At 64.2% G+C, this 7,727-nt stretch carries 8 protein-coding genes; 4 read left to right on the top strand and 4 right to left on the bottom strand.

Translation table 11 applies throughout. The annotated features are described in order from the left end of the window. Positions 1-271: 271 nt before the first annotated feature. A complete protein-coding gene (locus tag JOY90_RS24270; protein ID WP_291693646.1) occupies positions 272-1,477 on the bottom strand; it encodes an alpha/beta hydrolase in 1,206 nt (401 codons plus the stop codon). A 406-nt stretch (positions 1,478-1,883) separates the two neighbouring features. Here JOY90_RS24270 and JOY90_RS24265 point away from each other — a divergent pair, with 406 nt between their 5' ends. Next, a complete protein-coding gene (locus tag JOY90_RS24265; RefSeq protein ID WP_291693647.1) occupies positions 1,884-3,245 on the top strand; it encodes an APC family permease in 1,362 nt (453 codons plus the stop codon). A 1-nt stretch (position 3,246) separates the two neighbouring features. Continuing rightward, entirely contained in the window at positions 3,247-4,491 is a 1,245-nt protein-coding gene (locus JOY90_RS24260) for a hypothetical protein (RefSeq protein ID WP_291693645.1), read from the top strand. 46 nt (positions 4,492-4,537) lie between these two features. Here the strand turns inward: JOY90_RS24260 and JOY90_RS24255 are convergent, their stop codons facing one another. Continuing rightward, a complete protein-coding gene (locus JOY90_RS24255; protein ID WP_291693644.1) occupies positions 4,538-4,705 on the bottom strand; it encodes a hypothetical protein in 168 nt (55 codons plus the stop codon). A gap of 116 nt (positions 4,706-4,821) precedes the next feature. Further along, positions 4,822-5,160: a membrane protein insertion efficiency factor YidD gene (yidD, locus tag JOY90_RS24250; protein ID WP_291693643.1), complete on the bottom strand. Its 339-nt coding sequence runs from the start codon at positions 5,158-5,160 to the stop codon at positions 4,822-4,824. 227 nt (positions 5,161-5,387) lie between these two features. Between yidD and JOY90_RS24245 the strand changes: the two genes are divergently transcribed. Beyond that, positions 5,388-6,293, top strand: coding sequence for a hypothetical protein (locus tag JOY90_RS24245; RefSeq protein WP_291693642.1), 906 nt, complete (start codon positions 5,388-5,390; stop codon positions 6,291-6,293). A gap of 27 nt (positions 6,294-6,320) precedes the next feature. Here JOY90_RS24245 and JOY90_RS24240 read toward each other — a convergent pair whose 3' ends face one another. Beyond that, positions 6,321-6,794, bottom strand: a complete 474-nt coding sequence (locus JOY90_RS24240; protein WP_291693641.1) for an iron-sulfur cluster assembly scaffold protein — start codon at positions 6,792-6,794, stop codon at positions 6,321-6,323. A 178-nt stretch (positions 6,795-6,972) separates the two neighbouring features. Here JOY90_RS24240 and folE point away from each other — a divergent pair, with 178 nt between their 5' ends. Beyond that, a complete protein-coding gene (gene folE, locus JOY90_RS24235; RefSeq protein WP_291693640.1) occupies positions 6,973-7,671 on the top strand; it encodes a GTP cyclohydrolase I FolE in 699 nt (232 codons plus the stop codon). The last annotated feature ends 56 nt before the right edge of the window (positions 7,672-7,727 follow it).

Below are 7,727 nucleotides of genomic sequence, written 5' to 3'. Positions count from 1 at the left end.
ATGACGCGGTGATCCTGCCAGCGTCAAAGCCCAAGGTGATGACCGCCAAGGGCGTCAACGACTGCAAGTTCACCAAGGAAGAGGACGAGCGGCTCGCCTGCTACAACGGCTTTGTCGAGAACATGCCGAAATTGCCCAGGAGCTGATCAGGCGCTGGCAGGTATGCGTTAGAGCGTTTTCGAGCGAAGTGGATACCGGTTCGCGTGAAGAAAACGCGTCAAAACAAAGAAGCTAGAGCTTCCGTTCCGATTCCATCGGAACGGAAAAAGCTCTAGCGGCTCGTGGACGCGGTGGTGGTCGCAGCCACCCGCATCGACGGCGCCGCCATCTTGACCAGCACTTCCTCGATCGGATTCCGGGTCCAGGCCTGTGTGACATAATCGCGATGGGTGATGCCTTCGCCGGTCTCGACGAAGATCACGCTGCCTGGCCGTAGCGGGCCGTCCATGTTCTCCGAGACGCTGATGCCTTTGTCCTGCAGCATGCGCATGAGGTCGCGGTCATGCCGCGCGGTGTAGTGGGTGTAGGAGCTGACGAAGAAGCCGGAGCGATGATTCTCGATCCATGAGGCGAACTTGTCGAGCTCGCCATAGACCGCATCCAAAAGGATCACGCCGCGCACGCGGTCGCTGATGCCGCCGACCTCGAGGCTCCACGCGGTCGGCAGGAAGCCGCCGCTGTAGCCGACGATGACGATCGGCATGTTGGCGAAGGCCCTTGCGGCGGCCGGGTCACCGTGCAGGCGGGCGAGATTGTCGGCGGATTCGGCGATGAAGCGCTTGAAGCCGCCGGGCTGCCAGAACTTGCCGGCACTGGAATCGGCGGCATCGACGGCCATTTGCGGCGCCAGCAGCACGGCGTTGACGCCGGAATCGGAAATCTGCTGCGGCACCATCTGCCGGTCGCGCACGTCGCGCTCAAGCGTCGCGCCGTTGCCGTGGAAGAACACCACGATCACACCGGGCCGCTTGAGATCGAAGCTCTCGGGGATGTGCACCAGCACGCGGCTGTCGTTGTAGGTCTGGTCCTGCCAGAACACCTTTCCGGAAAAGCTGCGATGGCCGCGGCGGTCGCCTTGCGAGATGTTGAGGAACGGCGTGTCGGACGCCGGGTTGTTGCCGGAATAGGGGAATGCCGAGGATTTCATGCTGACCAGCGTGGTCAGCTCCTCTCGCGATGTCGGCCGCAGCTGATAGGGCAGGTCCGGCCCGAGGGAGGCGACCTTGTAAGGGGCTGGCGCCGCCTGCGGCGGGCGATCCGCCGAGAAATCCGCTGCCAGATGCTGCGCGAAGCTCTCTTTGGCGGTCGGGAAGCGGTCACCGAAGGAGGGCGGCGGGAAACGTTCGTCGAAAGTGGCGCCCGACGGCGGGGCAGATTCGTTGGCGGTCAGCGCCGCATTGGCCGCGAGCGCGCTGGGGTTCGGTGCCTCGCCGCAATGGCTGAGCACAAGCATTGCCGGCAGGAGGGCGCACACCATGGCGCGCCGCCAGCGGAGGTCCGCCCGACCATGGCGCTGCCGTCCGGACGTTGCCATCCGCCGAGCGATCCCATGCGCATGGAAATTCGGATCGGCTCCGACCATCCACCCTTGCCCCAAGTCAAGTCCACGCCAGTCGACCGGCTAAATTTACCGCGATGGCGTCAAGGCGACGTTAAGCATCCGGAAAAAGACTCCCCACTTCCGGAGGCCGCAAGAACACCATGAAATCATGTCGTGATTGTGGGCCATGGTTGCCGGTTTCGCAACGCCGCGATACCACGGGTAGTATTTTAGGTTCCATATTACCTGATTTGCGGCGCATTTTAAGTATTGCGTAACCTCGAGTTGTGGATTTTTGCCGTTGGCGGGCGAGGTCAGGATGAGTCCGGGGACAAGCAGCGAGATGGCGGCGTCGAACCCCTCCGGCACGGTCTGGCCTACGGCCAAGCCGGGTGTCTCGGTCGTTGTCGCGACCGCGATCGTGGTGGCCGACATGGTGGGTGTGGGTGTCTTCACCAGTCTCGGTTTCCAGGTGAAGGACATGCCATCGGGCTTTTCCATCCTGATGCTCTGGAGCGTGGGAGGCATCGTCGCCCTGTGCGGCGTCTTCTCCTACAGCGAGCTCGGCGCCATGTTTCCGCGCTCGAGTGGCGAATACAATTTCCTCGGTCGAGCCTTTCATCCGGCTTTCGGTTTTCTGGCGGGCTGGGTTTCCGCGACCGTGGGCTTCGCGGCGCCGGTGGCGCTGGCCGCAATGGCGTTCGCCGAATATGCCCGCTCGATCGTTCCCGAAGCGCCGGTCATGCCGGTCGCGGTCGGCGTGATCTGGCTGGTCTCGATCGTGCAGCTCTTCGGGCTGAAGCACTCCTCCGCCTTCCAGCTCGTTTCGACCTTGGTCAAGGTGACGCTCATCCTGGCCTTCCTGTTCGCCGGATTCGCCGTCGCGCAGCCGCAACCGATCTCGTTCGCGCCCAAGGCTGGCGATCTCGCCCACATCACCAGCGCACCCTTTGCGATCGGCCTGGTGTTCGTGATGTACGCGTTCTCGGGCTGGAACGCGGCGACCTACATCATCGGCGAGCTGCGCACGCCGCAACGGAGCCTGCCGAAGTCGCTTCTGTTCGGGACCCTGATCGTGATGGTGCTCTATGTCGCCTTGAACGCGGTATTCCTGTGGACGGCCCCGATCGACAAGCTGGCCGGGCAGATCCAGGTCGCGAGCATCAGCGGCAGCTATGTTTTCGGCGATCTTGGCGGCCGCATCGTCGCGGCGATGATCCTGGTCGGGCTCGTGCCTTCGATCTCGGCGATGATGTGGATCGGCCCGCGCGTCATGATGACCATGGGGGAGGACATCCCGGTGCTCGGACTGTTCGCGCGCCGCTCGAAGCGCGGCGCGCCGGCCTACGCGATCCTGTTCCAGCTCGCCGTCGCGACGCTCCTGCTGTTCACCCAGAGCTTCGAGAAGGTGCTGGACTTCATCCAGTTCTCGCTGCTGTTCTGTTCCTTCTTCACGGTGCTTGCCGTCGTCAAGCTGCGGATCTTCAGCCCGGAGCTGCCGCGACCTTATCGCGCATGGGGCTATCCGGTGACGCCGGCCGTTTTCCTGCTCGTGACCGGCTTCATGATGTACTATCTTCTGGTGGAGCGGCCAGTGCAGGCGCTCCTGGGTATGTTGATCATGCTTTCCGGCGTCGTCATCTACGCGATCTTCCATAGACGGGCCGATCCCGGCGTCGCGATCGCCCCTCCGGGCCGCAACTAGCATGTTGCGCCTGGGCAAAATGGCGGTGGTCGCCCTGGCACTCCTGCTGGCACTGATCCTTGCCGCCGCCACTTCCGCCCGCGCAGCCGATGTTACCGCCGATGACACAGCCCGGTTCTTCGCAGGGCTGCCGCCCTCGGCCGCTTCACCGCTGGCGTCGCTCACGCAGGATCCGTCCTGGCAGCGTCATGCGCGCTTCTTCGATACCGCCTTCGCTCAGCTCGACCAGCGCCAGCTCTCCCGGATCCGCCACTGGGCGGAAGTCAACCTGGCGGCGCCGCGCCCGACCATGTTCTACATGTTCTCGGGGCCGGATTTCCTCTACGCCGATGCGTTCTACGGCAAGGCGACAACTTATGTGCTGAGTGCGCTGGAACCGCCGGGCGCGGTTCCCGATCTGACCAGACTGCCGCGCGGCGAGGTCGATGCGGCGCTGCACGACGTCGAGCGCTCGTTGAGCTCGATCCTGAGCTTCAGCTTCTTCATCACCAAGCAGATGAAGACGGATCTGCATGCCGGCCAGCTCAGCGGCACTCTGCCGATCCTCTACGTCTTCCTGGCGCGGTCCGGAAAGACCATTCGCAGTGCCACCTCGGTCGCCATCGACGAGAACGGGGCGGTGCACGCCGGCAGTGAGGATGCCGGCAGGAATCCGACGCGCGGGACCCGCATCATCTTCGCGGGTGCCGACGGGGTGGAGAAGACCCTCTATTATTTCTCGACCGATCTCTCCAATTCCGGCGTCAAATCCAGCGGCTTCCTGAAGTTCTGCGCCACGCTCGCACCGGGCAACAGCTTGCTCAAGAGCGCGTCCTATCTCCTGCATTCCGGCAATTTCTCGACGGTGCGCGACTTCATCCTCGGCAACAGCGCGACCGTGATCCAAGACGATTCCGGCATTCCGCTCGCCGATTACAGCCGCAAGCACTGGCGGTTCTTTCCGTTCGGGCGCTATGCGGGTCCAATCGAGAAATTTCCGGGGCGGTACCAGGAGCAATATGGCGAGCTGTTCCGGCGGGCCCAGCCGATGGATTTCGGCATCGGCTATCGCTGGCGCTCCCATGAGTCCAATCTGCTTCTTGCAGTCCGCCTTGCGCCGAACGAAACGTCGCCCGCCGAGACCGCGACCTCGTCCGCGGAAACCACCGAGCCTCCGCCGGCGAAGCCGCATCCGAAGAGGCCTCGTCCGCCGGCGCTGGTCGAGCCCTACCAGCAGCGCAACGGTTTCTTCTGGTTCTTTCGCTAGCTTTGTTCGCAAGCCCTTCTTCGCTAGTCCTTGGCGGGCCCATCCATCACCAACGCACGCTCTGGCTCGGCACGATGAAGGATGCCGTGCTTTGCGGCACGGGCCTGTCGGCGAGATATCTGAAGCCGGCGACGATGAGAACGAGGAGGGCCAGGAGTGCAAGCAGGTCGATCTGTCTTGGATCGTGACCCTGGCGGCTGATTTTCCAGCGCACGGTTGTTTCCTCCCGGGGGAGCAACCCGTCAATGCAAGGCTCGCGATAAAGTTCCCATGGCCAGCGATGCACGCTTGCTTGTATGCAATGCGGCAAGCTAAGCCGTCCCGTGCAAGTCAGAGTGGCCCGTTGACGCCGTGCCAGCGGCCATAGCGCCAGGGCAGGTACCAGCGCGCGCCCGGCGGCGCCGTGAACGGCACGTTGTCGATGCCGGAGGTGCCGAGCGGATGGCAGCGCAGCAAGCGCGCCAGCGTCATCCAGCCGCCGGCCCACATACCGAAGCGGGCGATCGCTTCGTCGCCATAGATCGAGCAGGTCGGCAGGTGACGGCAGTTGTAGCCGACCAGCGGCGACAGCGTGTGCCGGTAGATCCAGATCAGCGCGCGCGCTGCGCTGCGCGGGAGCCCCAACAAGCCTGTGGCGAGATCGCGGACGGATGGGATTGAATGCTTCATGAGCGGATTGCTGTCGTATTGGGCGCGGGGTTGCTCGGTTCCGGAGCAGGGAACCTAGGGTTGACGATTTTGGCGCCACATTTCGAAAATATTACATGCTTTTGGTGGCGGCGCAGCAAAGCGCCTATGGACGATCCGTATTCGGACGGTTACGGTTTTCGTAACGCCCGGATGACGAAACTGCGGAATCATGTGATGCTACTGGTGCCACGGAAGAAGGGGGTCCGTTGAGATTGGTGAGGCCGTTCAAGTTCCGCGCCGCGGGTGTGCTCGGTGCCGCAGCCCTTTGTTTGGCCTTGCCCGGCTTGGTCGCGACGTTGGGTGGTTCGGCACGCGCCGGCGGAACCCTCGAAGAGCGCAAGCTACCGATGAAATTCGGCTGGGTCGGCTGCGAGCCGAACTGCCGCGGCTGGGTCAGCGCGGTCGGCATCATCACTGCGGACAGCCCCAAGGAGTTCGACGATTTCGCCCGCGGACGCGATCTCAATGGTGCCACCGTGGTGCTCGACTCGAGTGGCGGGTCGGTCAACGACTCGATTGCGCTCGGGCGCCGATTCCGTTCGCTTGGCATGCTGACGACGGTCGGCAGCACTCTGGTGGACCACGGCCCGAAGGGGGACCGCACCAGCGTGTCGCCGGAGGCCTATTGCGAGTCGATGTGCGTGTTCCTGCTGCTGTCGGGCAAGACGCGCTACGTGCCGGATCAAGCGCATGTCCGCGTCCACCAGATCTGGATGGGCGACCGCGCCGACGACGCCAAGGCCGCAAGCTATACGGCCCAGGATCTCATGATCGTGGAGCGCGACGTCGGGCGGTTGGCGAAATATACCTTCGACATGGGAGGAGCCGGGGACCTGCTGGCGCTGGCGCTGAGCGTGCCGCCCTGGGAAGAGCTCCACGAACTGTCGCCTTCCGAATTGCGCCTCACGCATCTCGTCACGGCCGATGCGGTGGCTGCCGTCTTGCCGACGAGCGAGACAACGGTGCCGGTCGCGGAACTGGCTCCCAAGCAAGTGCAGGATCGCTTCACCAGCCAGGCAGCGGAAGCCGAGCCTGGCGCGCCGGCCCCGAGATCGACCAAGACCGCCGAGGCGATCCCGGCCCGTGTCGGTGCCGTCGGGCCGGCGCAGTAGCAGCGCCGGCCGCCTTCTCTCGATAGTTCAGCCCTGAGCCGCAGCCGGCTGTTGTGGTCCGGCTTGCTCCTTGGCCTCGATCTGGCCGATCGCATCCACCACCGCGTCGAACGTCAATAGCGTGGAGGCGTGGCGCGCCTTGTAGTCGCGCACCGGTTCGAGCAGCGCGATATCGGCCCATTTGTCGTCCGCCGACGGTGGAGCGCCATTCTCCTTGAGCATCTTGCGAACGGTCTCGCGCAAGGCGCGCAACTCGCTCGCAGTCGCGCCGACGACGTGACGCGCCATGATCGAGGATGACGCCTGCCCGAGCGCACAGGCCTTCACCTCGTGGGCGAAGTCGGTGACAACCGGACCGTCCATCTTGAGATCGATCTTGACGGTCGAGCCACAGAGCTTGGAATGGGCGGTCGCGGAGGCGTCCGGCTCGGCCAGCCGGCCGAGCCGGGGAATGTTACCGGCCAGCTCGATGATCCGCTTGTTATAGATGTCATTCAGCATGGGATCGGGGTCTCAGGTTCGGCCTTGTTGAGCCTTGGCGGCTCTGGCCTCTGGCCTTATATAGGGTTGAAACCCGCGGGAATAACAGTGGTCCCTTTCTCAGGCGTCTGGCGGAAAGTCCGCCCCGTCTGCCGGTGACACTCCGGTCCTCGAGGACCGGTCGAACGGAGGTGACGATATGGATGCCTTGATCAAATCGATTCGTCCCAACAAGCCGGCCGATGCCAAGCAGCCCGAAGCGCGCCCGGGAGAGCTCGATCCTTCCGAGTTCCTGGCTGCCGCCGTGCGGCCGGACCAGCCGAGGCCTTCACGGTCCGAGGCCGAGGCCGCGGTACATGTCCTGCTCAACTACATCGGCGAGAATCCCTCGCGCGAGGGGCTGCTCGATACCCCGCGCCGCGTGGTCGAGGCCTTCGACGAGCTCTATCAGGGTTATCACCAGTGTCCCGCCCAGGTGCTCGACCGCACCTTCGGCGAGACCGCCGGCTATGACGATTTCGTGCTGGTCCGCAACATCGAGTTCACCTCGCAATGCGAGCATCACATGATGCCGTTCTACGGCAAGGCGCACATCGCCTATACGCCGGTCGAGCGGGTGGTCGGGCTGTCCAAGCTTGCCCGCCTCACCGACATCTTTGCGCGGCGCCTGCAGACCCAGGAGCATCTGACCGCGCAGATCGCCGCGGCCATCGACGAGATCCTCAAGCCGCGCGGCGTCGCCATCCTGATCGAGGCCGAGCATACCTGCATGTCGGTGCGCGGCGTCGCCAAGCACGGCGCAACCACCTTCACGAGCCGCTTCACCGGCATGTTCCGCGACAATCCGGCCGAGCAGAGCCGTTTCCTGTCGATGGTGCGGTCACCCCAGCGCTATTGAAGCGGAGCGGGGACGCTGCGATCGGACGACGCGCCAGAACAATGAGCTGGGGACCT

This window comes from Bradyrhizobium sp., from assembly GCF_019242285.1.
In the GTDB taxonomy this organism is placed as follows: domain Bacteria; phylum Pseudomonadota; class Alphaproteobacteria; order Rhizobiales; family Xanthobacteraceae; genus Bradyrhizobium.
This window is presented reverse-complemented; position numbering and strand designations above follow the sequence as displayed.

What these genes read in the sequence shown, in the direction of transcription:
- JOY90_RS24240 (WP_291693641.1), bottom strand. Translation starts at nt 6,794, where the DNA reads ATGCTGAATGACATCTATAACAAGCGGATCATCGAGCTGGCCGGTAAC.
- JOY90_RS24270 (WP_291693646.1), bottom strand. Translation starts at nt 1,477, where the DNA reads ATGGTGTGCGCCCTCCTGCCGGCAATGCTTGTGCTCAGCCATTGCGGC.
- yidD (WP_291693643.1), bottom strand. Translation starts at nt 5,160, where the DNA reads ATGAAGCATTCAATCCCATCCGTCCGCGATCTCGCCACAGGCTTGTTG.
- JOY90_RS24265 (WP_291693647.1), top strand. Translation starts at nt 1,884, where the DNA reads ATGGCGGCGTCGAACCCCTCCGGCACGGTCTGGCCTACGGCCAAGCCG.
- JOY90_RS24260 (WP_291693645.1), top strand. Translation starts at nt 3,247, where the DNA reads ATGTTGCGCCTGGGCAAAATGGCGGTGGTCGCCCTGGCACTCCTGCTG.
- folE (WP_291693640.1), top strand. Translation starts at nt 6,973, where the DNA reads ATGGATGCCTTGATCAAATCGATTCGTCCCAACAAGCCGGCCGATGCC.